Genomic DNA, 26,945 nt, shown 5'->3' on the forward strand with positions numbered 1-26,945 from the left:
TCTCAGCCAACAAAAAAGCCAAGCAACGCAATGCCTGGCTTTGTAACAGATTAAGTGCAACCGCACTTTGACTATCAGGCTTTTTCTGCCTGTGCGAGCAACAAGTTCGCTAAAGTGTTCACGCCAATGCCCGTCGCTCCTGTGGCCCATTGTGCATTAGCAGATTTTCTGAACGTGGCTGAACAGTCAATATGCACCCAACGTTTGTGGTATTTTTCCACAAAGTAAGACAAAAATGCCGTTGCAGTGCTCGCGCCTGCGCTGGTGCCTGCGGGTACACTGGCTGTATTACAAATATCAGCAAATTGTGATTTTATTTGCCCACGGTGGAATGGTTCAAATGGCAAGCGCCAAAAGCGTTCCTGCTCTTGCTCAGCGGCTTTAAACAAAGCTTTCACCAATTTGTCGTCCATCGATAATACACTGTGGTAATCATTGCCTACCGCCACTTTAGCTGCCCCTGTGAGCGTGGCGCAATCAATGATAAAGTGCGGTTTGTCGGCACTGGCGTTGATCAAGCCATCAGCCAAGACCAAGCGGCCTTCCGCGTCGGTATTGAGCACTTCCACTTTCACGCCGTTGCGATACTCAATGATGTCGCCGAGTTTAAAGGCCTGTGAGCTGACCATATTCTCCGCGCAACATAAATAGAGTTTCACCCGTTGGTTTAAGCCGCAGGCAATCGCCAAGCCCAATGCGCCAGTTAACAGGGCTGCGCCGCCCATGTCTGAGCGCATAGAATCCATGGAGCTGCTCGGTTTGAGGCTGTAACCGCCTGAGTCAAATGTGATGCCTTTGCCCACTAAACTGGCCATCACGGGCGCGCTTGCATCGCCTGTTGGGTTGAAGTCAAGCTGCAACATGGCTGGGCTGTACTGCGAACCGCGGCCGACGGTCAAAATGCCGTTGTAGTTCTTTTCGAGCAATTCGTCTTTGGTCACAATGTGGTAGCTGACCGCACTTTGCATCTCAACGCTTTCGGCTTGTTGCAAAATAAATGCTGCCGCGCGTTGTGCCAATACTTCAGGGGTGATCACATCTGCTGGCAGATTGATGATTTCACGCACAAAATCGCCACATTCAATTTGGCGGAAAAGCTGCTGCTGTTCGGCATCGTCTAAATGTGGAAATTCGATGCTAAAATCTTGTTTCGCGGAATAAAAGCCTTGATAAAACGCCCAGCAGCGTGGCAAATCCCACGCAGAACCTGCCAGTTCAACATCATTGATGCCTTGCCCACGCAAGCGCCGCGCGGCAGTTTGGATGGTTTGTAGCTCATTATTAAAATGAATATGCGCACCTTTACTGTTAAAACTCAGCAACGCCTCTTTGCCCCACTGCGCATCAGCGGTTTTGTTGTCTAAAAAAATTTGCATACACATAGAAAGTCCTACTCATAGAAATGTGGGTGTAGTATAGCGCAGTTGAGGAAAAAAATAACCTACTACGGCCACAAACACAGTTGTTCGGATTGTTGCTTAGGGCTAATAGTAACTTGCAGCCCAATCAAGCGCACGCTGCGGTTTTTGCGCCGTAGCCAAATTTGTGCCAGCAATTGTTGAAAATGGGCTTTGCTGACGTTCAAAGTGCGGTTTTCCAGTGTAGTGGTTTGAAAATCGCTAAACTTGAGCTTGACGCCAAGATGATGAAAGTCTGATAACATACGATTGGGATAAGCTTTTTGCAATCGAATAATAAGTTTGTCATAAAGTGCGTTGAGCACTTCAATGCCCGATTGCAGGCTGTCGATATCGTGCTGCAATGTGATTTCTACGCCAAGGGATTTGCGCGTGCGTTGCGCTTGGACGCGACGATGATCTTGTCCATGGCTAAATTGCCAAATGCGCTGCCCTAGCTTGCCAAAGGTGTCAAACAAAATGTACGGCTCAATGGCACAGACATCCGCACAGGTTTCCAGCCCCATTTGTTTGAGTTTGTGCGCAGTAACCTTGCCCACGCCTGGGATTTTAGCCAGAGGCAAACGCTGCACAAAGACTGGCACGTCTTGTGGGGTAATGACAAATTGCCCGTTGGGTTTGTTCATATCCGAGGCAATTTTAGCGAGAAATTTCAACGGCGCAATGCCTGCGGAGGCGGTGAGTTGAGTTTCTTTAAAAATGGCTTGGCGAATCGCTTGGGCAATCCAAGTAGCAGAGCCATTGAAAGCACAACAATCGGTTACATCAAGGTAGGCTTCATCGAGTGAAAGTGGCTCAATAATGTCGGTATAACGGCTGAAAATACGATGTATTTGCGCCGAAACATCACGATAAAGTGCCATATTGCCTTTAAGCAAAATCAGCTGTGGACATTTACGAAGTGCGGTTGCACTCGGCATCGCACTATGTAGCCCAAAGCGACGCGCTTCATAATTACACGTGCTTAGTACCCCGCGATGATCTGGCGAGCCACCCACAGCCACAGGTTTGCCCTGTAGATGAGGGTTTTCGCGTATTTCCACCGCAGCATAAAAGCAGTCCATATCAATATGGATTATCTTTCGCACCCTGTCACCTAAATGTTGTTTTAGATGATGTATTATAGCAATTATACTGTATAAATGAACAGTATAATTTAAAATAAAAGAAGTACGATTTTAAATACCAACGGCGCAAGAATGGAGGTGATAATGCCGCATAGAACCAGCGCAATTGAGCTATAAATACCCGCTTGTTTGTCCAACTCAAGGGTGCGCGCAGTACCCAAGGCATGGGAGGCAGCGCCGATAGACAACCCAATGGCCTCAGGATGTTTGAGCTTGAGTTTTTTCAACAAAACATACCCAAAAATGGAGCCTTGTAATCCAGCCAGTACTACGCTCACTGCGGTAACGGAAGGCACGCCGCCGATGGTTTCCGCCACCGCCATCGCAATCGGCGTGCTGATAGATTTGGGCAGCAGCGTTGCCATAATTTCTTGGTTTGCGCCCAATAACACTGCCAATGTCGCCCCAGTGAACATAGAAAACACCGATGCGGTGGTGGTGATCAGCAAAATGCTCTTCCAGCGGCTGCTAATTTGGCGCAGCTGTTCATACAGTGGCAGTGCAAGAGCGACAATGGCAGGCCCGAGTAAATTATTGAGCGGCGCATTGCCTTGCATATAGCTGTCGTAAGGAATATCAAAAATCAGTAAAATTGCCACCAGCATTAAAATGGTGAGTACAAATGAGTTAAAGATAATCGAACGCCAACGCTTGCTGATCCACACCGCGATAATAAATACCACAAGAGTCAACCCGGAATAAAGCCAAAGTGCGGTTTCGTTTAATAGAGCCTGCCACATCACGCCTGTCCTCTGCGTCGTTTGCTGACTTTGCGTCGCAAAGATGAGATAGAATGACGATTATATAAATAATCGCCCATAAAGCCGATCACCACCATGGTAAGCACGGTGGAAATGAAGTTAGGAATCAACAGTTGTTTGGCGTTATTGAGCAATACATCACTGTATTTGATAATCCCCACACTCACTGGCACAAATAGCATTGCCATATAACGCACCAAAAGCGATGCACCGAGTGAAATCCACTGTACTTTCACCACCTGTGTGGTCAAGCAAAAGAACAGAATCAGCAGCCCCCAAATACTGCCTGGCACGCCAATGGGGATTAAATGCTCGATAAAAATGCCGATATAGAGCACCACATATAAAATGACGAGCGCGCGCAAAAGATGAAAAAATTTCTGTTGCATAGGTTGTATGATAATTTAAATCGGTTTAAAGTCTTTTTTAAAATATCACGCAATTTTACTCTTATTTTGTGAACAATGTCACCCTTTGCATACAATAAAATCCCCTCTTTTTGCAGGCTTTTTTGCTTGGCAACCGCACTTTGTTTGGCTGTCGCCCCAGCACAAAGCAAGCGCCACAACATTCAGCGCACAGCGGTGATACAGCACTGCTTTGTACGTTATGTGATTGATGGCGATACGTTTATCTGCCAATTTAGCCAAAATCAAACGCAACGCGTGCGCCTCATTGACATCGACAGCCCTGAGCGTAGTCAGCCGTTTTATCACGTTTCTCGCCGCGCCCTGCGTGAGCTGATTGAAAAGCAGATTGTGATGCTACACACTTACGGAAAAGACCAATACAACCGCTTGCTTAGCCGTGTGTATGACGCGCAAGGTCAGCAAGATATGAATTTGGCGATGGTGGCACAAGGGCTTGCATGGGTTTATCATTATAGTGATAATGCACAATACAAACAGGCCGAGCAGCAAGCACGCGCGGCTAAACGTGGGCTGTGGCAAGACTCAACAAGCCAAGATCCGTATGATTTTCGTAAACAACATAAAAGGCTGAAATGACAGCACAACACCGAGAGTTTCGAACTGAATTTCCCTATTTCAACACACCCGAGGCAAATGTCTATCTTGACAGTGCCGCTAGCGCGCTTAAGCCGCAAGTGCTGATCGAGGCAACCCACGCATACTATACCCAAGCTGGCAGCGTGCACCGCGGGCTGCAACAAGCCCGCACAACGGAAGCCTTCGAGCACGCGCGGGCATTGATGGCGCAATGGCTCAACGCATCAAGCGCAGACTGCGTGGTGTGGACATCGGGCGCAACGGCCAGCATTAATATGGTCGCGCACAGCTTGGCAAACTCGCTTACTGCCGATGATAACATCATCACCACTCGCGCGGAGCATCACGCCAATTTTGTGCCTTGGGTGATACTGTCACAAAAGTGCGGTGTGGCGCTGCGCATCGTTGACTTTGATGAACAGTTCAAACTGGATCAAACCGCACTTTTGCACCAGCTTGACGCCAACACCAAATTAGTGGCGCTCAGTATGCAATCGAATATCACCGGTCAAGTGCAAGATGTTACCACGCTCATTCCGCTCATTCGCCGCCATGCCCCCAACGCCTTGATTTTGCTCGATTGCGCGCAAGCCGTTGTGCATCAGCGTATTGATATGCAACGCGTGGGCGCCGATTTTTATATTTTCTCCGCACATAAACTTTATGGCCCGACAGGGCTGGGCGTGCTAGCGGGCACTCGCGATGCGCTTGATGGGCTGCAACCGCTCTTTTATGGCGGCAAAATGGTTGCTCGCGTGAGCGAAAGTGTGATCAGCTTTGCCCCACTGCCCCAACGCCTTGAAGCCGGCACGCCCAATGTGGCCGCGGTGATCGGCTTTGGGCGCGTGTTGGAATGGCTCGCACAGTGGGATTTTGATAAACTTAACTGTGACACTGTCACATTGGCACAACAGTGTCACACCGCATTTTCACAATGGCCTGGCTGTCGATTATTTTCAGCCACACCAGCAAACACCCTTTTTTCGTTTGCTTTCGATGGCGTTGCCAGTGTTGATATGGCGATGTTGCTGCAAGAATATGGCATTGCCCTGCGCACGGGCCAACATTGCGCCCAGCCTTATTTGCATGCTCTAGGTGAACACAGCTTGCTGCGCGTTTCATTTGCCCCTTATAATAATGCGCATGACCTTGAACGCTTTTTGACCGCACTTTCACAATCACTGGATTTGTTGTTAACATGACCGATATCAACACGCTCATAAATCAATTCAACACGCTGCCTGACTGGCAAGCGCGCTACCGTGCGCTAATTTTGCTGGGCAAAACCTTGCCCACCCCCAGTGAGTCCGAGCTTACGCAAATGCGCCAACTGGCAGGTTGTGAAGTGCCAATATTTTTCGCCATTGATAAGCACGCTGAGCAGCACAAAGTGCGGTTATACAGTCAATCGCGCATTATCAACGGGCTTTTTGTGATTTTGCTCAGCCAGCTTGCCGCACAGCCTCACGGGCAAGATCTCGATTTTCACGCCACCTTAGAAAAGTGCGGTATTCACGGGCATTTGAGTGCCACGCGCCTGGCTGGATTGGCTGAAATTGAACGACAAATCAAAACCGCACTTTCTGTCGCCGAGTAGGCTGGGCAGTGCTAGGCTTTCTTGATAGAATATCTTTATTTGAAATAAAAGGACAACGCGTGCTAGATCCATTTCTTTTTCGCGATGCTATGGCGAACGTCGCCTCGGCAGTGAGCATTTTGACCTCCCACGGGCAAGCGGGCAGCGCAGGGCTGACCGTCTCGTCTATTGCATCCGTGACCGATACGCCCGCCACCGTGTTGGTGTGCATCAATCAAGGCAGCGATTTGCATGATGTGATTGTGGAAAACAGTCATGTGGCCATCAATCTTCTTCAGCCTGAACATGAACAATTAGCCTTGCATTTTGCGTGTATGGCGGGCAGCACGATGGCAGAGCGGCTCAGTTGGGATGTTTGGGCGCAAGGGCGTCACGGCGTCCCGATTTTAAAAGATGCGCTGGCAGTGTTGCAAGGGCGTGTGACCCATACTCATCAAGTGGGCACTCATAGTGTGTTTTTCATTGAACTCGACGAGATTGCCATCGCCGATCACGGCAATGCGCTGGTTTACCACAACCGCCGTTTTAAACCTCTCGAGCATTAATCAAAGTGCGGTTTTCTGACCGCACTTTGGCTTTTTTAAAGCTCATCCCAAAAACTATCATCCAGATGCTGCTTGGCTTGGGCGAGCACACAGGCGAGATCATAAAAGTGCGGTTTATCCACCGAGTTGACAGCCACACCCTGCGCGCGAAGGGCTGCGCCAATTTGCTGATAAGCCTTAGCGGAGCGCGCGTTAAGCGGCGTTTGCGCGCGCTTGCCAAGCCAAAAAACGCCTTGCAACGGTAAGCTCAGCGCAAAAAGTGCGGTAATAATGGCCGCCGCCAGTGCCATTTGACTGTGCGGAAGGGTCAACCGCTGCCAAATAATCGCCAGCACGGCAATGGCAGGCGTCGCTTTCTCGCCGAAACGAATGGCGCGAATCACACGATTTTCAGGGAAGATCATGCCAAGCTTGGGGTGCAGCACCCAAGTGTTGAGATAACGTCGCCCATCTTGATAGATTTTAAATAAACTCATTTTTGGTCTAGCGTTTCAAAAATTGAAAAAGATCAATTTTTCCTACATTTATCCTGCGTTATAATTTATTTTATGCCCACAAAGGTGTATTCTATTGCAGTTAATTTTATGGCGCAATGGCGCTTTCACTTAATCAATCAACATAGGTATCGATATGTCTGAAAAACTCATTCTGGTGCTCAACTGTGGCAGCTCATCTCTCAAATTTGCTATCCTTAATCCTGAAAATGGTGATGAAAAGCTATCTGGTCTTGCTGAAGCATTCCACTTGCCAGACGCTCGAATTAAATGGAAATTACACGGTGAAAAAGGCAATGCTGATCTCGGCGCAGGTGCTGCCCACAGCGAAGCATTAGCATTTATCGTAAATGAAATTCTCGCCAAAGAGCCAGCACTTAAAGACAACATTGTGGCTATCGGCCACCGTATCGTACATGGCGGTGAAAAATTCACCTCTTCTGTGTTGGTTAACGACGAGGTTATTGAAGGTATTCGTGATGCGATTCAATTTGCACCATTGCACAATCCAGCACACTTGATCGGTATCGAAGAAGCCTTTAAAGCCTTCCCTGAACTGAAAGATAAAAACGTGGTGGTATTCGACACGGCATTCCACCAAACTATGCCTGAAGAAGCTTATCTTTATGCTTTACCGTATAAACTGTATAAAGAAAATGCTATTCGTCGCTACGGTGCGCACGGCACTAGCCACTACTACGTTAGTCGTGAAGCGGCTAAAGCGTTAAATATCCCCGTTGAAAAACTTAATGTGATTACTTGTCACTTAGGTAATGGTGGCTCAGTTTCTGCCATTCGTCACGGTGAATGTATCGATACCTCAATGGGGCTTACTCCACTAGAAGGCATTGTGATGGGTACTCGTTGCGGTGATATCGATCCAGCAATCGTGTTCTATCTATACAATAACCTCGGTTATAGCATGGAACAAATTGAGAAATGCTTGACTAAAGAATCTGGTTTGTTAGGTTTAACTGAAATTACCAGTGATTGTCGTTACGCTGAAGAGAATTTTGAAAAAGAAGAACCTGCTCGTCGCGCATTAGAAGTTTACTGCTACCGCTTGGCGAAATACATCGGTGGTTACATGGCAATCATCGGTGAACGTTTAGATGCTATCATTTTCACTGGTGGTATCGGTGAAAACTCTGCCCACGTGCGTGAGTTGACCTTAGGCCATTTGAAACTCTTTGGTTATCAACTTGATGAAGAACGCAATTTAGCGGCTCGTTTTGGTAATTCAGGTAAAATCACTACTGATGATTCTCCGTTAGCGATGGTGATTCCAACCAATGAAGAACTTGTGATTGCACAAGACACTGCCCGTCTAGCGGCAAAATAATTTTCACGCTGCCGACATTTGTCGGCAGTTTTCATTTAGATTAAAGGTTTAGATTATGTCACGTACTATTATTTTAATTCCTGTCAGTGCTGGCGTTGGCTTGACCAGCGTGAGCCTTGGCCTAGTGCATGCGCTACAACAAAAAGGCGCAAAAACTGCTTTTATGAAGCCGATCTCTCAACCAAGTAGCGGTGAAGATAAAATTGACCGTACCACCGCTATTTTGCGCTCAAGCACCGCGATCGACACTGGCGAGCCGGTTATGCTTAGCCAAGCAGAATCACTGATTGGACAAAACCAATCTGATGTATTGCTTGAAAAGATTGTGGCGCAACATCAACAGTTAAGCAATAAAAACGAAATTGTGATTGTTGAAGGTTTAATTCCTACATCAAAAAGCGCGTACGCCGCGGGGATTAACTACGATATCAGCCAAGCGCTAGATGCTGAAATTATCCTTGTGGCTGCGCCAGGCACCGATACCCCAAGCCAATTAATTGAACGCCTAGAAGCCGCTGCCAGTGACTTTGGTGGACGTTCTAACCCGAATATGCTTGGTGTCGTCGTCAACAAATTCAATGCACCAGTTGATGAAAGTGGTCGCACCCGCCCTGATTTGAGTGAAATTTTTGAAGCATTCAAAGAGCGCGAAAATTCTAGTAATGAAATTCGCCACCTTTTCACCAAAAGCCCATTGACTTTGCTGGCTTGTATTCCATGGAACGCAGAGCTTATTGCAACTCGTGCGATCGATATTGCAAAACACCTTGATGCACAGATCATCTACGAAGGTGAAATCAAAACTCGTCGTATTCACGGCATTACCTTCTGCGCACGCAGCTTACCTAATATGCTTGAACACTTCCGTGCAGGCAGCTTGTTGGTAACCTCTGCTGATCGCCCAGATGTGCTGGTTGCAGCTTGCTTAGCTGCGATGAATGGTGTGAAAATTGGTGCCTTAGTTCTCACTGGTGGCTATAAAATTGACTCACAAATCAGTAAATTATGCCAACAAGCTTTTGAAACTGGCCTGCCAGTTATCCGCGTGGAAGGTAACACCTGGCAAACCTCATTGAACCTGCAAAGCTTCAACCTTGAAGTGCCAGCAGATGATGCCGAACGCATTGAAACCATCAAATTATTCACCAGTGAACAGTTCAACCCACAATTTATTGACGGCTTAATCGGTGGCTCATCACGTTTGCGTCGCCTCTCCCCACCTGCTTTCCGTTATCAATTAACTGAGTTAGCGCGTAATGCTAAAAAACGCATCGTGTTGCCTGAAGGTGATGAACCTCGTACTGTAAAAGCAGCTGTTTTGTGTGCTGAGCGTGGCATTGCAGAATGTGTGTTGCTGGCAGACCCAGCCGAAGTAGAGCGCGTAGCGGAATCTCAAGGCGTGCAACTCGGCAAAGGTATCACCATTATCGACCCGAAAATGGTGCGCCATAATTATGTACCTCGCCTAGTTGAACTGCGTAAAAATAAAGGCATGACCGAAGTGGTAGCTGAAGAACAACTGCAAGACAACGTGGTGCTCGGCACCATGATGCTCGAAGCTGGCGAAGTTGATGGCTTGGTTTCAGGTGCTGTTCACACCACTGCCAACACCATTCGCCCACCGCTGCAAATCATCAAAACTGCACCAGGTAGCTCATTGGTGTCTTCTATCTTCTTTATGCTGCTGCCTGATCAAGTGCTGGTTTACGGCGACTGCGCGATTAACCCAGATCCAACAGCTGAACAACTGTCAGAAATCGCAATCCAATCAGCCGATTCTGCTAAAGCCTTCGGCATCGATCCAAAAGTGGCGATGATCTCCTACTCCACTGGCACATCAGGCCAAGGTTCTGATGTTGAAAAAGTGCGTGAAGCCACCCGTTTAGCGAAAGAAAAACGCCCAGACCTCGTGATCGATGGCCCATTGCAATACGATGCCGCCGTGATGGAAGATGTAGCTCGCTCCAAAGCGCCAAACTCCCCTGTAGCTGGCAAGGCGACCGTGTTCATCTTCCCAGATTTGAATACCGGCAACACCACCTACAAAGCGGTGCAACGCTCAGCCGACCTCATTTCAATCGGTCCAATGTTGCAAGGCATGCGTAAACCGGTCAACGATCTTTCTCGTGGCGCACTGGTTGACGATATCGTCTACACCGTGGCACTTACCGCTATTCAAGCCACACAACAATAAGCAAAGTGCGGTCAGCCGCACTTTCTCTTCAAAACGGCAGGTCTCCCTGCCGTTTTTCATTTCAAGTGCTTAACAAATACACGATTTTTCACATAAAGCTCTTGTTCAAGCCCACAAAAATCGCTATCATAACCGCACTTTCCGATGCGACCATAGCTCAGTTGGTTAGAGCACCACCTTGACATGGTGGGGGTCGGTGGTTCGAGTCCACTTGGTCGCACCAAATCAAAGAAGCACCACGACGCATACAGACGCAAAACCCCAGTAAATACGCCATTCAAAGCAATTTTAAAGATGTATATAGACGCACCACGACGCATTTAAAAGCAAAAGAATTGGATCACAAATTGGAACACGTTTATAATGACACAAAAAAGTGTGTTCCAATGGTGACCAAATGGCAAGATTAACAACCCCTTTAACCAGCCTTCAGATAGAAAGAGCAAAGCCAAAGGCTAAAGAATATTCATTGTGCGACGGGCAAGGCTTAAAGGTGAGAATTAGCCCAAATGGCGTTAAAAAGTGGATTTTTAACTATAATCGCCCCAATAAAACAAGAACACAGATTAGCCTAGGAAAATTCCCAGCCGTTAGCCTTGCGCAAGCGCGAGAGTTACGGCTTGAGTATCTTTCCTTGTTATCTCGTGGCATAGATCCACAAATTCACAGAAAGCAACAATCAGCCAAGGACAATAACCAAGCAGAAATCACTTTTTTTGCCATTGCTTGCAGGTGGAAAGAAAAGCGGGAAAAGGAAATTGAGCCACTAACAATGAAAAAAAATTGGCGCAGGCTTGAACAATACATATTCCCAATCATTGGAGAATACCCAATCGCCGAGATTACTCCCCCACTTTTGATTGAAGTCTTACAACCAATTAATAAAAAAGACATCAACGACACACTGCACAGGTTGATAAATCTAGTTAATCAAATCTTGCACTATGGCGTAAATATAGGGGCGATTGAAGTTAACTATTGTGTTAAGGTGGCGGACGCATTCCACAAAAAAACCAAAGAACATCAAAAAGCGATCCATTATCGCGAGCTACCAAAGTTAATAAGAGATATGAAAAACGGACCAGCCAACCCACTTACAAAATTGCTTTTTGAGTGGGAATTGCTAACAATGGTTAGACCGTCAGAAGCCGTTAGTGTTGAATGGTCGGAGATTGATTTTGATGAAAAGCTATGGCATATACCCGCAGAGAAAATGAAAAAAACAAAAGCGGGACGTTTTGCATTATCTGTACCTCTATCAAGGCAAGCCTTGCAAGTTTTGGAAAAAATGAAACCAATTAGCAGTCATTTAAAATATGTTTTCCCTCATGATAAAAATCCAAGAAAGCACGCAAGCAACGGAACAGTACTAAATGCAATTTATGACATCGGCTACAAAGGCGAACAAACCGCCCACGGCTTGCGCTCAATTGGGCGAACTTATTTAAATGATTATGGCGGGCTTGATCACAATACAATTGAAGCATGTTTAGCGCATAAAACAGGAACAGAAGTCAGCAGAGCCTATAACAGAAGCGACTATTTGAAATTAAGAGAACCAATAATGCAAATATGGGCCGACTACGTCGAGCAGTGCGCCACGGCTAACACCCTTTAAGCACTTCACCACGGGCGGACATCTCCGCCCTTTTTTATTTATTTTTTTCTATATAAGCAAAAAGTACTTGGACAACTTGGACAATTACCCTATTTATACATATCAATTATAATAAATTCAACAACTTATATTAAAATCATTGTCCAAGTTATGTGGTAAATTGTCCAAGAAAAATGCCATTTTGTCCAAGTTTTTGGCGAAATTGTCCAAGTTATCCCGCCAACCTTGCCGCTTGTTTTTTGTAATATTTTGTAAATATCACGCATTAAAACGGCGTTTAAATGCGGTTTTTGTTCCTCACAACTGTTACGGTGAAATCATTATCAGAAACTCAGCAACGAAAAAAACGGGGGTAAATAACGGTTTTTTTGTTTTTGCCCTGCTTGCCCTACCCTAAAAAAGTCTTTAACGAATAGCGCGCCATTTTAACGGCATTTTAACGGGGTCTAAAATGCTATCTTGAAAGCAAAGTGCGATTTTATTCTTTTTTTCTCACTTTAAGCGGTTTTTCTCATTTAAAGCGGTTTTTTGCATTTTGGCGACATTTGACAACACAACAGCGCATTTTATAAGATTTTCAGTGCACGAACACAGACGCAAGAAGGAGCATTACGATGAACTACGAAGTAGAACAACATTACACCCGCAAATCACTTTCTGAATTGTTGAAGGTGCACCCGACCACGATTGATAGGCTGGTGCGCGTGGGGAAGTTGAAAAAAGTTAAATTCGGCAAGACAACGCTTTTCCCCGCCAGTGAAATCAAGCGATACATGACGGAGAGCGCCAATGACGAGTAACAGAAACAACGCGGGGCGAGTTGTGCGCCAACACAACACCGCCCCTAGCCATCATTCACAAACACGACGCGAAACAATGACTGACACACATTCTAGCAAAAAACACTTTACAAGTGCGCCCCTTTTATCGTATTTTATCCGTGCGGTTGCAAAATCAACCGCCGAGCCTGCAAACTCGAACAAAATATCAGTGGCGCATTGCACGCCTTATGCGTGTTTTTTTATGCGTAGCGCACGCACATTTCACGAACGCCAAGCGCGCCCCGAGCGCCGAGAGCGTCTTTCAATGGTAGCGTGTAGCGGGAAAGGTTCCGCCCTTTGCTGTGTTCCACTGATCGCAGTTTTGCAGCCCGTTACACGTTACCGCCCAAGACTGCAAACTTTAGCGGTAACTTCACACAAAATATTCAGTGGAGTTATAGCCATGATTTATCAATTTCTCGGCGTATCACGCCAACACTACGACCGCACCCGCGCGCAACAATTGCGCATTCAAGCCAACAGCGAACAACACGCCCGCGCCAGCTTTGCGCGCGATTATGTGCTGATTTTGCTAGGCCAATTGCCCGACAGCGCAAAGACTGACCGCACTTTGGTGGCGGGGGGGGCAAAATGAGCTTAAAAACAACCACCCAATCCATGCTTGATGATGTGCATTATTTTGACATTGATTTGAGTTCATTAAGCGTATTCCCCGAGCTTTATCAACTGGTGGTGGACTACGCCGCAGAAAAAGACCGCGAAACCATTATCGCTAGCCTTGCCTATGTTGAGGCGGTTTATTGTCAATATTTAATCGAAAAAGCAGCAAAAGGGGGCACCAATGAGCAAGCTTAAAAATGCCCCGTACCTGAAAAAGCAAGGTAACAACTACCGCCATGAACAATCAATTTTAATCGGCCCAGACGCGTGGGACGCATACGGCAAAGGCGACGGCGTAAGCTGGCAGTTGTTGTGTGATCTTATCGGCCACGAAAAATCAAAACCGCCCGTTATTCTCAACAATGAGATTTTGAGTGAAATCAACCTTTATCGCGTGGCCAACGAAAAGCAAGAAATTATCTCCTTTTATCAATTCGGTGAGGTGGACGAAAAAGCCATCACCGCACTTTGCGTGAACATTGCCCACAACACCTGCGCAAAGATACTTTTGCACTGTGACCGCGCGGGGCAAATGATCGCCAATTTAAGCGACTATCTTGAGCGCATACGCCAAGGCGACGAAATCGCCCAGGCTATCGCCGAGCAGGTGGCCGCCCCCGTGAAAGAACCCCGCAACACGCCCTACATTGACGAGCGCACAGAAAACGGCATAAACGGGCTATTTTATGTGGTGCCCAAGATTGACAAGGCAACAGGCGACATCACGGGCGAGAGCACAAAATGGCTTTCTAGCCCCGTTGAGGTGGTGGGCGTGGGCAAGAGTGAGCAAAGCGCCTATGTGGTGCTCCGCTTTACCCCTGAAAATGAAAATAAACCCGTAACAACCGCACTTTCGCTTGAATTATTGGGCGAGCGTGAGGGCTGGAAGCAATTGCGCAAGCAGGGGCTGAAAATCGCCAATGACAGCAAAAGCAAAAATATTCTAGCCGACCATTTTCAATCCGCAGGCAAGCGCACGCCGTGGACAATTACCGAGCTGACGGGCTGGCACGGCGGGGCGTACTTGTTGCCAAATGGTGAGGTAATCGGCGAACCCGCGCGCCCCGTGTTGTTTGCGGGGCAATCAGCCGCAGTGAATGGCTATGACACACGCGGAACGCTGGAGAGTTGGCGCGAAAATGTAGGCAATTATCTCAAGGGAAATCATTCCATGATTTTGGGTGTGGGGGCAAGCCTTGCCGCGCCCCTTTTGGGCTTGTTAGAAGCCGACAACTTCGGCATTCACCTTTATGGCGGCTCAAGCACGGGCAAAACTACAACCGCCAATATTGCTAGCACCATTTACGGCCACCCCGACAAAACGCGCTTAACGTGGTATGGGACAGCTTACGCCGTTTCAAACGAAGCTTTAGCACACAATGACAACTTTATGGCGATTGACGAAATAGGACAAGCAGAACACCCTAAACACGTTAAAACTTCGCTTTATAGCATTTTTAACGGAGTAAGCAAAAACAGGGGTGAAAAAGAGGTTGGCAACAAACCGCTAACAAGATGGCGCACCGTTGTTTTATCCACTGGTGAAAAAGATGTTGAGACGTTTTTAATGAGCGAGGGAATTCGCGTTCAAGCGGGGCAGCTGGTGCGCTTGATCAATATCCCTATTCGCAAGGCTGAAAACTTTCACACCTTCGCCAATGCCAAGGCGCACGCCGACCACCTAAACGAGGCGTGCAAGGAAAATTACGGCGTAATCGGGCGTGAGTGGGTCAAGCACCTAAGCACGCACAAAGAGAGCGTGAAAGCTAATTTCAAGATGTACAAAGAGAAATGGCTCAAGCGCGTACCACAGGGCGCAGACGCGCAGATCTACCGCGTGGCGGACAAATTCGCCTTGATTGAAACCGCGCTTAAAATGGCGGCCAACTTCACCGCGTGGGAAAGTGAGATCATCAATGAAGCATTGATTGTGAGTTTCAACGACTGGCTGAATGTGTTCGGCACACGCAGTAAGGAAGAAGAACAAGTGCTGGAGCAAGTGATCGGCTTTATTGACCGCTATCGCGCCCGCTTTGTGGAGATCCCCCGCAATCCAAACCAATACCCACCAACGGACGCCGCGGGCTATGTGGAAGTAGAAACGCCAACGAACAGCGCAGAAACGTTTTATATCTTCCCCGTTGTGTACAAAAACGAGGTTATAGCAGGTTTTAATGACCGCCAAGCCAGCGAAATTTTATACAACAACGGCATATTGAAAAAAGACAAGTCCAAAAATGCGGGCTATACACAAAAAATGCCCTACCGCATAGACAAAAAACGCGCGCCCGTTTATGTGATTATGCCCTACTGTGAACCCTGAAAAAATTATCCCGCCTAGTGTGGGATTTTTATTTTTACCGACCTATTTAACATAATGTGAAATCAAATTTGCTTATTTTTAATCCAGTTTCAGTCTGTTTTTTAATCATTGTCCAAGTTTTTCGGACAATTGTCCAAGTTTTTTACCCCCTAATTTGGACAATTTTTAAAAATTATTTCCTTAAATTTCAGTTGCTTACTTAAAATTGTCCAATTGTCCAAGTTGTCCAAGCACTTTTTGCTTATATAGAAAAAATTTTTTGTTTTGTTGGCCGCGTGTTTTCTTTAAAGCACTTTAAAATCTTTTTTTCTTTAAAGTGTTTTAAAGTTATTCCAAAGCAAACAAGGGAGGTCTTTTGTGGCGAAACGAAATCAAAAATCAAGTGTTCTTTTTGACGGGATTAGGGAAAGCATGAAAGAAGCTATCGCGAAAGGCGGCAGTGCTGTCGAAATCACTGAATATGCGCTAGAAAGGGTGGCGTACTATTGTGGAGGGCTTGTGATCTATGTTCCCAAATCTACGCCGTCATCTATTAAAGCGCGTAATACACGCATTAAGAAAGAGTTTACAGGCAACAATCATTCAGCTTTAGCCAAAAAGTACAATTTGTCTATGTACAAGATTTACACCATTCTCAAGGAAGACGATTAATGAAAACCGCACTTTTTGAAATATTTCGCACTGGCAAGCATAACGGCGGGGGCAAGTGGGCGCGCAAAGTATGGACGGAAAGCGAGTTAAAGCGCATTGCGAATTTATACAATACAGAAATTAAGCCCGCGCCTCTTGTGATTGGCCACCCTGAAAACAACTTGCCCGAATACGGCAAAGTAAATCGTGTTATTTATTGCAATAATGCGTTATTTGCTGAAGCTGAAATCAACAACGATTTAATCGGCAAAATCAAAAGCAATCAAATTAACGGCATTTCAAGTAGTTTTATTCCAATTGAGAATGAGAAAAACCCAACCAAAGGCATTTCATTTTATTTAAATCACGTTGGATTTTTAGAGAAAGACCAAAAGCCCGCCGTGAAAAATATGTTACCGCCTGAAATAAGCCTTGAATATCTTTATTTTAACGATAAAGAAGACTTTATTTTTTACTGTGAAAATGAAGATATTTCTTTCGCTGATGATTTAAATAATAAAGCCATTTATTTATCTCAAGCACTAGATGTTGATTATAAAACCGCACTGAATTTAATTATTAAATAACAGGGGGAATAATGGAACAAACCGAAATTGACCGCTTAAAAGCGGAAAACGAGCAATTAAAAGCGCAGTTAAACCAATCAAAAAATGACAGTAATGCCAATTTTATTGATGAACTAATCGCGCAAGGGAAATTAATTCCAAAACACCGCGCCCGCTCACTTGAATTGCTCAATTATGCGAACAACTTCGACAACGGCGAAATCTTAACCTTTTCAGAGGGAGAAAACTTAACACAGAAAATAAAAGACTTTTTTCAAGCGCTACCGCAAGTTATTTGCTTTGAAGAAATTGCCACAACAGAACGCGCGGCGACCCTTAACGACAGCGCAAGCCGTGTAACGTATGCAGACGATACACCGCCTGAAATGATTGCGCTAGATCAAGAAATTCGCGCCTATATGGGGCACCATAACACGGACTATTTAACCGCATTTAATATCATTACCAAGAAAGGAGCTTAACCATGTCAACACTTTCACAAAAACGTATTCAAGACCCAGTTTTAACCCAGCTTGCCTACGGTTATTACAACAATGAGCTAGTATGTGAAACACTATTCCCTATCGTGGAAATCGAAAAAGAGGGCGGGAAAATTCCCCAATTTGGTCGCCTAGCATTTCGCCAACAATCCACCGTGCGCCAAGTTCACGGCGACAGCAACCGCTTAACCCCTGAAGACGTGACAGCAATTAGCATTGAGCTTGAAGAACACGATATTGAATACCCTATCGACTACCGCGAAGACCACGAAGCGAGCTACCCACTCAAACAGCACGCCCTTTCAGTGGTGCAAGAAATCATTGCGCTAGGGCGTGAAATGGAAGCGGCCAAACTCGCCCAAGATGAAAGCAACTACAATGAGCAAAACAAATTTATCTTATCTGGCGACAGTAAATTCTCTAACCTCAAATTAAACCCGTTGCCAATATTTGATGGCGCTATTAATGCAGTTATCAGTAACACAGGACGACGCCCTAACGTATGCGTAATTGCGCAAGATGTATGGCTAAAACTGAAAGAAAACACCGTGCTACTTGATCGCATTAAATACACTCGCGCAGGCATTTTAACCCCGCAAGTGTTCGCTGAATTGATTGACGTTAAGACGGTCAAAATTGGCGCAGCCATGAAAGAGGAAAGCGGACAATTAAAACCTATTTGGAGTGATTGTGTGATTTTGGCTTATGTACCAACCAAGGGCGAAAATAACAGCATTTATGCGCCGTCATACGGTTACACAATCCGACGCAAAGAGGGGCTATTTGTTGATACCTACACCGAGAAAGGCGGCAAAGTTGAAATCGTGCGTTGCACTGATATTCATAAACCGTGCATAATGGGCAAATCTGCGGGCGTATTGCTGAAAAAATGCATCAACCAATAATAAACCATTAAAACCGCCCAAAATGCCCTAAAATAGCGTATAACTGCATTTTAGGGCTAAACCGCATAAAACCGCAATAAAAACTATTTTTTATTAGGGATTATGTGGGAAAAGGCGGGAATAAACGGGAAACAAAAGACGCATATAGACGCACTACGAAGCGCAAAAATAGGAACACAAATAGGAACACAAAATAAAATTACAAATTATATTTCATAAAAATATCAATATATTAAATCACCAATCATAGTCCACTTGGTGCACCATCAAAACTTTTCTCAATATCTCATAAAGTCTACAAATCATTAAAAAACTAGTTAAAGCTATTTTAATTACTTGCTGTCTTATATCATTAAATTTACCGTTATTGGGCACATCGGTATCAATTGAAATGAGAATGGCATTGCCTACTTGTGGCTTATCCACTCGATAAAAAAGCATTTCTCAATGTTCTCAGAACACAAAGTACGCTCACCGTATCACTAAGTATCCCAAAGCTCAAAATCATTCAAGTCGGAGTAGTCTGTGCCATAGGTATTACTAAAAAGCTTGGATAATATGCTATTACATAGAAAAAATTGGATAAAGAAAAAAGCCCTAAAGGTTTGTCGCTCTAGGGCTTGTTTAACGTGATTGAACTGTATTTTTTCTTAATTTGGTGGAGCTGGGGGGAGTTGAACCCCCGTCCGAAATTACTCTACCTTCAGCACTACATGTTTAGTCTATCTTTGATTTCACTTAACCACTGCGGACAGACACGCGATAGCTAAGCTAGCTTGATTTAATTTAACGCTTCGATCCCCAAGCGGAGGCGTCCACGCGATCTCGTTTGGTTTGACTCCTCTTGATCCCCGTCTTACGAGCTGAAGCTAGGGAGAGAAGGCTCTGAGCAGGTTATTAAGCTGCTAGTGCGTAGTTTTCGTCGTTTGCGACTATTGTTTTGCGGTTTGTTAACGAGGCCTACCGCACCTCGACATGCACTTTGGGCTTCGCTAATCCCGTCGAATCCTAGATCAGCCCCAAATAGTGTTTCAGTATAACCTAATTTTTAGCGTGAATAAAGCGCGCTAAGGTTGTACTTTGTCCCTTTTTTGTTCACTTGATCAAGAAGATACTGCACTAATAGTGCCACAGGACGACCTGTTGCTCCTTTTTCTGCACCTGATTTCCAAGCGGTGCCAGCGATATCAAGGTGTGCCCAAGTGTAATTTTCAGTGAAATGAGACAAAAACGCCCCCGCGGTGCTCGCGCCACCCCAGCGTCCGCCGATGTTGGCAAGATCCGCAAAGTTAGATTTAAGCTGCTCGCTGTATTCTTCACCTAACGGCAAGCGCCACGCCTTATCACCAGCTTGCGCAGCTGCATCTAAAAGTGCAGTTGCTAAACTTTCATTTGGGCTAAGCAAACCACTGTTGTGTTGCCCCAATGCGACCACACAAGCCCCTGTGAGTGTGGCGATGTCAATCACCACCTCTGGGTTGAGGCGTTCCACATAGGTGAGCGCGTCGCACAGTACCAAGCGCCCTTCGGCATCGGTATTCAATACTTCAACGCTTAATCCTTTCATTGTGGTTAGAATATCGCCTGGACGGTAGGCATTGCCATCGGGCATATTTTCACAGCCTGCCAACACGCCAATAACACGCACAGGCAGTTGCAATTTTGTTAGCGCTTTCATCACGCCATAAACCGCCGCTGCGCCGCCCATGTCGTATTTCATTTCATCCATATCCGCACTTGGCTTAAGCGAAATACCGCCTGCGTCAAAAGTCAAACCTTTACCCACCAGCACAATCGGTTGCGCGTCAGGGTTGCCAGTGTTGTTGTAATCAATTAATGACATAAAAGCAGGATTGTGAGAACCGCGTGACACCGCCAAATAAGCATTCATGCCCAGTTTTGCCATTTCTGCTTCGTCGATCACGGTGGCAATGACAACGTCACATTCTTGCGCCAGCTCACGCGCACACTCAGCAAGGTAAGCTGGATTGGCAATGTTGGCTGGCAAGTTCGCGATGTCTTTGGTGGCTTTCACGCCATAAGCAATAGCTTGAGCCTCGACAATGGCGGTTTCGAGCGTTGGCTCCGTCAGCTCACACCAAAATTGCACTTTACGCAGTGCTGGCGCGTTCGCCTTTTCTTTTTTAAAGCGGTCAAACACATAGCTTGAGCGCGCCAGTTGCTCAACGGCAAACCGCACTTTCCAATAGGTGTTGCGATCACGCACGCTTAGCTGGTGCAAACAGCAAAGTGCGGTTTCTACCCCACTGTCTTTCAACGCAGTAAACACCGCCGCCCACATTTTTTGGTATTGGCGCACGTCGAGTTTATCTTTTTTGCCCGCACCGACCAGCAGCACGCGCTGAGCAGCAATGCCAGTAATATCATAAAGCATCACGGTTTGACCGCACTTTGCCGCAAAATCGCCTTTTTCAATCAGCGCGCTAAGTTTGCCTTGCAGCGCGTCGTCAATGCGTTGTGTACATTCATCTAAGTCACCATGTTGATACACCCCCAATACCAAGCAGTCGCTCGGCAGTGCGGTAATTTCGCCATTCATTAGAGCATATTGCATTTTTTCTCCTTATTTTGTGCAATTAACTGTCGTGACGTTATTATACGGATAGCACAAAATAACGCTAGCAAAACACGCACAACCCTTTTCACAAATGTGCATAACTTGGGTATACTAGCGAAATGCGCATTAATTTAACGAAGAAAAGGCGATAGCGTGATTTTACTGAGATATTTAACCCGCGAAATTTTCAAAAGCCAGCTTGCGATTTTATTCATTTTGCTGCTGATCTTTTTTGCCCAACAACTGGTTCGCGTGCTTGGCTCAGCCGTCAATGGCAACATTCCTTCTGATTTAATTTTTTCTCTGCTTGGCCTTGGCATGCCGACAATGGCGCAGCTGATGCTGCCGCTGTCACTGTTTTTAGCGATTTTAATGACGCTCGGAAAACTTTATGCTGACAGTGAAATTACGGTGATGCGCGCCTGCGGCGTGGGGCAACGGATTTTAGTGAAAGTGGCACTGATTTTGTCTGTCCTGACCGCACTTTTAAGTGCTTATAATGTGTTTGTGCTCTCACCTTGGGCGATCAATAAGCAAGTGACTCTCATTGAACAGGCCAAAGCTAACCCAAGCCTCTCTGCGCTCACGCCTGGGCAATTTATTGGCAGCCAAGATGGCAATTTTGTGTTGTTCATTGATTCGGTCAAGCGCAATCAGCTGGAAAATATTTACCTCTTTCAAACCCGTGAGCGTGGCAACGTGAAGCCGTCAGTGCTGGTGGCCGAGCAAGGCGAGCTTTCTTCCCTGCCCAATGGCGATCAAATTTTGAAATTAAACAATAGCGAGCGTTATGAAGGCAGTGCGGTACTACCCGATTTTAAAATCTCGCACTTTGAAAATTACCAAGCCTACCTCACCTTCAGCGAAGTGGAAGCGGAATCAGACAAAATTGAACGCTTAAATTTGCTGGAACTGTGGGCGGACAACTCGCCACAAGCCAAAGCCGAGCTGATGTGGCGCATCTCATTGGTGATTGCCGTGCCATTGATGGCGCTGCTGGCATTGCCGCTGAGCAAGGTCAACCCACGCCAAGGGCGCTTTGCCAAAATGCTGCCAGCGTTGCTGCTCTACTTAATCTACTTTTTGCTGCTTAGCTCATTTAAGTCCGCCAGCAGCGCGGGCAAGCTTGATGCCATGGTGATGGTGCCGTTGGTGCACATTGCCTTTTTGCTGCTCGGCATTGTACTCAATGCCTGGAACAGCGCGTTTATGTATAAAGTGCGGTCTTGGTTTTCATCCCGCGCTGCGTTGGAGGAATAACGATGTTTGGGGTTTTAGATCGCTATATCGGCAAAACGATTCTCGGCACCATTTTGGCCTCGCTGCTGATGCTGGTGGGGCTTTCCGCCATCATTAAATTTGTTGAGCAATTTCGCGACATCGGTAAGGGCAGCTACGACGGCCTGCAAGCGGTGTATTACACGCTGTTAACCATGCCGCGAGATATTGAAACTTTCTTCCCGATGGCGGTGCTGCTCGGCGCGCTGATTGGGCTGGGCACATTGGCGGCCAACAGCGAATTGGTGGTGATGCAAGCCTCGGGCTTTTCGCGCTTGAAAATTGGCCTGGCGACGATTAAAACGGCCATCCCGCTGGTGCTTATCATTATGTTGCTAGGCGAATGGGGCATTCCTCAAACCGAGCAATTTGCCCGTAATATGCGCTCGCAAGCCATGAGTGGTGGCTCATTGATTTCAGTAAAAAATGGCATTTGGGCAAAAGACGGCAACAATTTTGTCTATATCCAGCAAATCAATGACGCTAATACGCTGAAAAACATCTATATCTATCAATTTGATGGCGAGCGCAAGCTCAAAAACGTTCAATACGCCAACGAGGCGACCTTTGACCCACAACAGCAGCAATGGGTGTTCAATCGCCTCAATGAAACGATTATTGGCCAAGATAAAATCGACAATAAAAACTACCTCAACCGCACTTGGGCCTCTAGCCTCACCCCTGACAAGCTGATGACAGTGAGCCTCAAGGCCAGCTCGCTGTCGATTTCAGGGCTTTATAACTACGCCAGCTTCCTTAAACAAAGCGGGCAAGACCCAACGCAGTTTGAGCTGCTCTTTTGGCGCAAGCTGGTGCAGCCGTTTTCTGTCGGCGTGATGGTGCTGCTGGCGTTGTCTTTTATCTTTGGTCCGCTGCGCAGCGTCACCGCGGGTGCGCGCATTGTCACGGGCATCATCTCCGGCTTTGTGTTTTATGTGATAAACGAAACTTTCGGCAAAGTCACCATGGTATTCGACATCCCGCCCGTTGTTGGCGCCCTGCTGCCAAGCGTGCTCTTTTTGCTGATCACGTGGTGGATTTTAAAACGAAAACGCACCTAAAAAGGCAAAGCGCGGTCAAAACTGTTGAAAATTAAAGCGAACAAACATTTTTTTCGTTTTAATGCTTGCAAGTTTTTCTAATCTTCGTATAATGCGTCACACAAAGAGATTGCAGTAACTATCGCGCCTGGGTGGCGAAATTGGTAGACGCAGTTGATTCAAAATCAACCGCCTTCGGGTGTGCCGGTTCGAGTCCGGCCCTAGGCACCAACAAGCGATAAAAGACAATCTAACAAAGTTAAACAAGCCCTAGAGTGACAAGCCTTTAGGGCTTTTTTATTTCTAGATAATTCCTTTCAATTTCTATACTATTACTCTATTTATAAAGTCATTTTAGATAACTTTTAGAGAATGGTATCAAATGGATGATAATGTTAAAGCCATTGGGCAGCGCATACGAGAAGAGCGGCTTCGGTTGGGATTAACGCAAAAGGAAATGGCCCAACACTGCATGACGAGTAAATTAAGTCAGATGAATTACGAGAGTGGGAAACATACGCCAAATGCACTATATCTCCAAAAAGCTGACAATCTTGGTATGGATATCTTTTATATCATTACAGGCTCAAGATTATGTGAGATGCATCTTACAGACGACAAAGAAAAGGCGCTGTTTGATAAGCTCAAAACAGCACCTAAACTGATTCAGGAATTTATAAACAACGCATTATAATTGCATGGTAATGCATATAATCATTGAACTATTACAGTATAAAATTTAACTCTTTTGCCACAGCAGTTAATATTGTTCTTTATATTTTAGATGTGAAGCTACGGTAACAGATCAGAACTTGGAATAAAGATTTTATTTTATATTCAAAAACCTCTTCATTTTTCTAACAAACAAAAATAAAAAATCAACTACCAATGGTACAATAAACCCTGTTGCTCCAGCCCACAATGAAATAAACAGCCCCCGATGAAGCTCTTCACTTCTTTGGGTAGGGTTGTCAATCAAATATTGTAAGAAAACTGAACATATCCAGAATATTATATAACCTAAAAACATTATCGTCATGAGACTAACACTCAAATAAAAGTATTTTTTCATATTATTTACCTTCTGATTTGATAAAATTAGATGTAGCTTCTGAACCTAAAGAGCCTAATGAATTTGCTCCGATGCTTGGAATAATACTTTGAGGGGGCGATTTACTAATCCCCAAACCTATTGGAATCCATTCATATTGTTTTGAATTTGGGTTCAGTAATTTATTTAATGGAGTTTTTACAGCACTGCCTAAACCATACCCTATCATAGAGGACGTGCCACTTACTAGTGCGCTATAGCCAGAATTCTCTCCTGCTATTTTTCCATTATAATATCCGCCCACCATATTCCAATTGACAGTGGTTGCGAAATTTCCTCTAGCAGAGATTCCACCAATTAGTGCAGAACTGGCAACATCTGCTACTTTTATCTCACCATTTTCTTGGTATTTTAGTTGTATTCCTGCATTGATTAATCCACCAGCACTAGCTGCTATCAATGTATCCTTTGATTTATTAATAATAAGATTTCTTGCTCCAAATAAAACAGAAGGCCAAGAAGTCGGATCAGTAAGTGTATATAACAATCTGTCCCCTGTTGAAACTTTATTTTTCAAGAAAATAAGATCACTACTATTTAGCGCTTTAGTAATTCCAATCACATCATCATCTTTAAGATAACGCCCCAAATAAATTCTGCCATTTGGATCATCTTTAGCTAAAGCCACAGTCGTATAAGCATTAATCATCTCTTCTTTGGCTGCACAGACTAGCCCACCATCACTACATTTATCTCTTAGTTTTTTACTATTCTTATTACTAATATCAATATATTTTTGAATAACTACAGAACAATTACTTCCTGAATTTTTACACTTTCTCATTTCATCTTCAAAGCTCAACGCCTCTTTTTCTGTAAGATAATTATTCTCAACCGCACTTTTACCACTCTGCGCTGCCGTGATTCCACTGGCGGTGTTATCTCCTGCCAGCACGCCACTGAGTCCACTGGCCAATTGGCTCAAGGCGGATACAGTATCTTTTTGTGCCTCGCTGAGTTTGTCTGGTGTGGTGTTATAGAGTTGTTCAGTAATCAGTTTGGCCGCCACTTCACCTGTAGCCGCACCCGCAGCGCCTGCTAATGCATTATTGCCCGTAGCAAGGGCTTCAGCTGCACCCAGCACCGCATGGGCAAGGAGGTTGGCGGACTGATTGACTTGTCCATTTTCATCCGTGGTTGCTTGTTTGATGGCTTTATTTAAGAATGGCGAAGCACCACCCACCGCGGCACTGGCTGCGCTGCCTGTCGCCAGCCCTTGGGCCACTGCGGTAACGGCTCGAATCGCCAACTGTAGGTCACTCCCCTTACCATAGGTTTCAACTACTTGCCGCGCTTGGGCTTTTTCAGCCTCTGTTGCTTTATCATTATTGAGCACCTTTTCAGCGTCATCTAGTTTTGGCTTAAGGGTCAGTGTAATGGTGTTGTCGCTCACGGCACTGATGACTTGCGCCATTTCGGCTCGCTCTTGATAATCCTGTTTATCAAATTGCTTAACCTGTTGGTTGCTGTTGCTTGCGTCACGTGAAAGTGCGGTCGGGATGTTGCCATCACCAACATCAAGGGTGATATTGCTGCCTACCGTGCTTCGGGTTGTGGTGTGGTCGTTATCGTGCACGTTCGTTAACGCATTCAAGCCTGCGCCAATAGCATTAGCCACATTGGCTCCCATTTGGGTGGAAACGCCAACACTGGCATTTTCTACGCTGATAAACATTTTCAAAGCTTATTTTTGAAGTAGGCGGATTTAACTCTCCCCTTGGTTAAACTGAATTTTCACAGGTTCGGTAGTTTCGGTAAATTTTTTATCGGTGGTGCTGGAGAGTAGCCGTGCGATAGCGTTAAGGTAAGTAATTTCTAGGGTTTCGCGACTGGTGGCGATCACGCCCATATCGTGTAAAAAGCCGTCGCCGACATCGTACATCCAACCGTGGAGTGAGAGCTTTTTGCCTCTGTCCCACGCAGCGCGCACGATTGATGAGCAGCCGAGATTATACACTTGCTCTGCCACGTTGAGCTTGGTGAGCATGTTTGCGCGCTCTTCTGGCGGGATAGAGCCAAAAAGATGGCTGTGTTTGAGCCAAATATCGCGCAAGTGTAAAAGCCAGTTATCGATAAGCCCAAGGCTTTTGTTTTCCATCGCCGCTTTGATGCCGCCGCAGTTGGTGTGCCCGCAAATGATGATGTGTTCCACATCAAGGGCGTCAATGGCATATTGCACCACAGAAAGGCAATTGAGGTCGGTATGAATGACTTGGTTGGCCACATTGCGATGCACAAAAAGCTCACCTGGCCCAAGGTTGGTGAGTTTTTCGGCTGGCACGCGACTGTCTGAGCAGCCAATCCATAAATAATTAGGTTTTTGATGTTCTGCTAGTTCTTTGAAATAATTTGAATTTTCTTGCTGCATACGAATGGCCCAACTGTGGTTATTGGCCAGCAATTGCTCGATTTTTTTCATTGTCATTATCCTGTATTAACTTCCTACAAGCTATAATACTGGCTTATGCC

26 protein-coding genes, 2 tRNA genes and 1 other RNA gene are annotated in these 26,945 nt (G+C 45.8%); 20 read left to right on the forward strand and 9 right to left on the reverse strand.

What is annotated here, in order from left to right:
- Positions 1-74 precede the first annotated feature (74 nt).
- From pepB to HPC38_RS06740, 4 genes are all read right to left on the reverse strand, one after another.
- Entirely contained in the window at positions 75-1,376 is a 1,302-nt protein-coding gene (gene pepB / locus HPC38_RS06725; protein ID WP_208120625.1) for an aminopeptidase PepB, read from the reverse strand.
- A gap of 68 nt (positions 1,377-1,444) precedes the next feature.
- Positions 1,445-2,506 (reverse strand): DNA polymerase IV, encoded by a 1,062-nt coding sequence (dinB, locus tag HPC38_RS06730; RefSeq protein WP_328805249.1) that lies wholly within the window; start codon positions 2,504-2,506, stop codon positions 1,445-1,447.
- 68 nt (positions 2,507-2,574) lie between these two features.
- The gene (locus HPC38_RS06735) at positions 2,575-3,285 is read right to left on the reverse strand and encodes a CidB/LrgB family autolysis modulator (RefSeq protein WP_208120520.1); all 711 of its coding nucleotides are present in this window, start codon (positions 3,283-3,285) and stop codon (positions 2,575-2,577) included.
- Positions 3,285-3,695 carry a CidA/LrgA family protein gene (locus HPC38_RS06740; protein WP_208120521.1) on the reverse strand — a complete coding sequence of 137 codons (411 nt, stop codon included), beginning with the start codon at positions 3,693-3,695 and terminating at the stop codon, positions 3,285-3,287. The genes HPC38_RS06735 and HPC38_RS06740 overlap by 1 nt, the downstream gene beginning before the upstream one ends.
- Before the next feature lie 126 nt (positions 3,696-3,821).
- On the opposite strand from HPC38_RS06740, the gene HPC38_RS06745 reads away from it, so the two are divergent.
- Genes HPC38_RS06745 through HPC38_RS06760 form a run of 4 tightly spaced genes read left to right on the forward strand, consistent with a single transcriptional unit; the run spans position 3,822 to position 6,455 of the window.
- On the forward strand, positions 3,822-4,313 hold the full coding sequence (locus HPC38_RS06745; protein WP_208120522.1) for a thermonuclease family protein: 492 nt from the start codon (positions 3,822-3,824) through the stop codon (positions 4,311-4,313).
- Positions 4,310-5,515: an aminotransferase class V-fold PLP-dependent enzyme gene (locus tag HPC38_RS06750; RefSeq protein WP_208120523.1), complete on the forward strand. Its 1,206-nt coding sequence runs from the start codon at positions 4,310-4,312 to the stop codon at positions 5,513-5,515. The genes HPC38_RS06745 and HPC38_RS06750 overlap by 4 nt, the downstream gene beginning before the upstream one ends.
- Positions 5,512-5,910: a SufE family protein gene (locus HPC38_RS06755; protein WP_208120524.1), complete on the forward strand. Its 399-nt coding sequence runs from the start codon at positions 5,512-5,514 to the stop codon at positions 5,908-5,910. The genes HPC38_RS06750 and HPC38_RS06755 overlap by 4 nt, the downstream gene beginning before the upstream one ends.
- A gap of 59 nt (positions 5,911-5,969) precedes the next feature.
- Positions 5,970-6,455 carry a flavin reductase gene (locus HPC38_RS06760; RefSeq protein ID WP_328805250.1) on the forward strand — a complete coding sequence of 162 codons (486 nt, stop codon included), beginning with the start codon at positions 5,970-5,972 and terminating at the stop codon, positions 6,453-6,455.
- A 35-nt stretch (positions 6,456-6,490) separates the two neighbouring features.
- Here the strand turns inward: HPC38_RS06760 and yfbV are convergent, their stop codons facing one another.
- On the reverse strand, positions 6,491-6,931 hold the full coding sequence (gene yfbV, locus HPC38_RS06765; protein ID WP_208120525.1) for a terminus macrodomain insulation protein YfbV: 441 nt from the start codon (positions 6,929-6,931) through the stop codon (positions 6,491-6,493).
- A gap of 154 nt (positions 6,932-7,085) precedes the next feature.
- Here yfbV and HPC38_RS06770 point away from each other — a divergent pair, with 154 nt between their 5' ends.
- From HPC38_RS06770 to HPC38_RS06825, 12 genes are all read left to right on the forward strand, one after another.
- Positions 7,086-8,291, forward strand: coding sequence for an acetate kinase (locus HPC38_RS06770; protein ID WP_208120526.1), 1,206 nt, complete (start codon positions 7,086-7,088; stop codon positions 8,289-8,291).
- Positions 8,292-8,346: 55 nt separating this feature from the next.
- A complete protein-coding gene (gene pta / locus HPC38_RS06775) occupies positions 8,347-10,485 on the forward strand; it encodes a phosphate acetyltransferase (RefSeq protein WP_208120527.1) in 2,139 nt (712 codons plus the stop codon).
- A gap of 146 nt (positions 10,486-10,631) precedes the next feature.
- Positions 10,632-10,708 (forward strand) — tRNA-Val (locus tag HPC38_RS06780).
- A 174-nt stretch (positions 10,709-10,882) separates the two neighbouring features.
- Positions 10,883-12,103 (forward strand): tyrosine-type recombinase/integrase, encoded by a 1,221-nt coding sequence (locus HPC38_RS06785; RefSeq protein WP_208120528.1) that lies wholly within the window; start codon positions 10,883-10,885, stop codon positions 12,101-12,103.
- 614 nt (positions 12,104-12,717) lie between these two features.
- Entirely contained in the window at positions 12,718-12,903 is a 186-nt protein-coding gene (locus HPC38_RS06790) for a helix-turn-helix domain-containing protein (protein ID WP_208120529.1), read from the forward strand.
- Positions 12,904-12,979: 76 nt separating this feature from the next.
- A complete protein-coding gene (locus tag HPC38_RS10535; RefSeq protein WP_208120628.1) occupies positions 12,980-13,519 on the forward strand; it encodes a host cell division inhibitor Icd-like protein in 540 nt (179 codons plus the stop codon).
- Positions 13,516-13,740, forward strand: a complete 225-nt coding sequence (locus HPC38_RS06800) for a hypothetical protein (RefSeq protein ID WP_208120530.1) — start codon at positions 13,516-13,518, stop codon at positions 13,738-13,740. The genes HPC38_RS10535 and HPC38_RS06800 overlap by 4 nt, the downstream gene beginning before the upstream one ends.
- Positions 13,727-15,868 carry a DUF927 domain-containing protein gene (locus HPC38_RS06805; RefSeq protein WP_208120531.1) on the forward strand — a complete coding sequence of 714 codons (2,142 nt, stop codon included), beginning with the start codon at positions 13,727-13,729 and terminating at the stop codon, positions 15,866-15,868. Before HPC38_RS06800 ends, HPC38_RS06805 begins: the two co-directional genes overlap by 14 nt.
- Positions 15,869-16,225: 357 nt before the next feature.
- Positions 16,226-16,519, forward strand: a complete 294-nt coding sequence (locus HPC38_RS06810) for a Mor transcription activator family protein (protein WP_208117434.1) — start codon at positions 16,226-16,228, stop codon at positions 16,517-16,519.
- Positions 16,519-17,085, forward strand: coding sequence for a hypothetical protein (locus HPC38_RS06815; protein ID WP_208120532.1), 567 nt, complete (start codon positions 16,519-16,521; stop codon positions 17,083-17,085). Before HPC38_RS06810 ends, HPC38_RS06815 begins: the two co-directional genes overlap by 1 nt.
- Positions 17,086-17,096: 11 nt before the next feature.
- The gene (locus HPC38_RS06820) at positions 17,097-17,546 is read left to right on the forward strand and encodes a hypothetical protein (protein ID WP_208120533.1); all 450 of its coding nucleotides are present in this window, start codon (positions 17,097-17,099) and stop codon (positions 17,544-17,546) included.
- A 2-nt stretch (positions 17,547-17,548) separates the two neighbouring features.
- Positions 17,549-18,469, forward strand: a complete 921-nt coding sequence (locus HPC38_RS06825) for an inorganic pyrophosphatase (RefSeq protein WP_208120534.1) — start codon at positions 17,549-17,551, stop codon at positions 18,467-18,469.
- A gap of 656 nt (positions 18,470-19,125) precedes the next feature.
- On the opposite strand, the gene ssrA is transcribed toward HPC38_RS06825, so the two are convergent.
- Positions 19,126-19,490, reverse strand: a transfer-messenger RNA (tmRNA) gene (ssrA, locus tag HPC38_RS06830).
- A 27-nt stretch (positions 19,491-19,517) separates the two neighbouring features.
- Entirely contained in the window at positions 19,518-21,044 is a 1,527-nt protein-coding gene (locus tag HPC38_RS06835; protein WP_208120535.1) for a leucyl aminopeptidase, read from the reverse strand.
- A gap of 156 nt (positions 21,045-21,200) precedes the next feature.
- On the opposite strand from HPC38_RS06835, the gene lptF reads away from it, so the two are divergent.
- The 4 genes from lptF to HPC38_RS06855 all read left to right on the forward strand — a co-directional run bounded on the left by lptF (position 21,201) and on the right by HPC38_RS06855 (position 24,059).
- Entirely contained in the window at positions 21,201-22,307 is a 1,107-nt protein-coding gene (lptF, locus tag HPC38_RS06840; protein ID WP_208120536.1) for an LPS export ABC transporter permease LptF, read from the forward strand.
- A 2-nt stretch (positions 22,308-22,309) separates the two neighbouring features.
- Positions 22,310-23,386 (forward strand): LPS export ABC transporter permease LptG, encoded by a 1,077-nt coding sequence (gene lptG, locus HPC38_RS06845; RefSeq protein ID WP_208120537.1) that lies wholly within the window; start codon positions 22,310-22,312, stop codon positions 23,384-23,386.
- 125 nt (positions 23,387-23,511) lie between these two features.
- Positions 23,512-23,596, forward strand: a tRNA-Leu gene (locus HPC38_RS06850).
- Between the two features lie 151 nt (positions 23,597-23,747).
- Positions 23,748-24,059 (forward strand): helix-turn-helix domain-containing protein, encoded by a 312-nt coding sequence (locus HPC38_RS06855; protein ID WP_208120538.1) that lies wholly within the window; start codon positions 23,748-23,750, stop codon positions 24,057-24,059.
- Between the two features lie 379 nt (positions 24,060-24,438).
- Here the strand turns inward: HPC38_RS06855 and HPC38_RS06860 are convergent, their stop codons facing one another.
- Positions 24,439-26,151, reverse strand: coding sequence for a VENN motif pre-toxin domain-containing protein (locus tag HPC38_RS06860; RefSeq protein ID WP_208120539.1), 1,713 nt, complete (start codon positions 26,149-26,151; stop codon positions 24,439-24,441).
- Positions 26,152-26,181: 30 nt separating this feature from the next.
- On the reverse strand, positions 26,182-26,895 hold the full coding sequence (can, locus tag HPC38_RS06865) for a carbonate dehydratase (RefSeq protein ID WP_208120540.1): 714 nt from the start codon (positions 26,893-26,895) through the stop codon (positions 26,182-26,184).
- Positions 26,896-26,945: the final 50 nt, after the last annotated feature.

The organism is Spirabiliibacterium pneumoniae, from assembly GCF_014884995.1.
GTDB lineage: Bacteria > Pseudomonadota > Gammaproteobacteria > Enterobacterales > Pasteurellaceae > Spirabiliibacterium > Spirabiliibacterium pneumoniae.